Origin of the sequence: Colwellia ponticola (assembly GCF_005885605.1) — a bacterium.
Lineage (GTDB): Bacteria > Pseudomonadota > Gammaproteobacteria > Enterobacterales > Alteromonadaceae > Colwellia > Colwellia ponticola.
Window position 1 is genome coordinate 1 of record NZ_SZVP01000106.1, and the last position, 458, is coordinate 458.

Genomic DNA, 458 nt, shown 5'->3' on the forward strand with positions numbered 1-458 from the left:
AGGACAGCGGGTGGGCGAGGACGGCGTCAATTAGCGTTTGCCGTGCGGCACCCAGCGCCCCATCCAGTAGCTGCCGACCAGGCCGATGATCGACATCACGATGCTGGCGGCCGACAATGGCCAGGCTAGGGTGACAAGGGTGACCACGATTGGTCCCATTGCTGAGCCAGTATCGGAGAGGAGTCGCCACGCTGCCAAGAACTGTGGGCGTCCGATATTGGGAGAGGCATCGGATCCCAGCGTCATGACGATGCCGGAACTCGCGCCGTTGCCAATACCGATGGCGAGGGCGATGATGCCGATAGTCGTCGCTGTATGGGCTAGCGGCAAGGTGAGGAGTGCAAGGGCCTGGATGAAGATTGACGGCACTGCCACCCACCAGCGTCCGAATCTGTCCATGAGGGCTCCGCCGGGCAGGAAGAGTAGGACGTCAGCAGCCATCGACCAGGCATAGATAA

At 61.8% G+C, this 458-nt stretch carries 1 protein-coding gene; it reads right to left on the minus strand.

Annotated elements, in window-relative coordinates:
* Positions 1-30: 30 nt before the first annotated feature.
* Positions 31-458, minus strand: a 428-nt coding sequence (locus tag FCS21_RS17765) for an MFS transporter (protein ID WP_138624504.1), incomplete at its 5' end; no start/stop codon positions are given.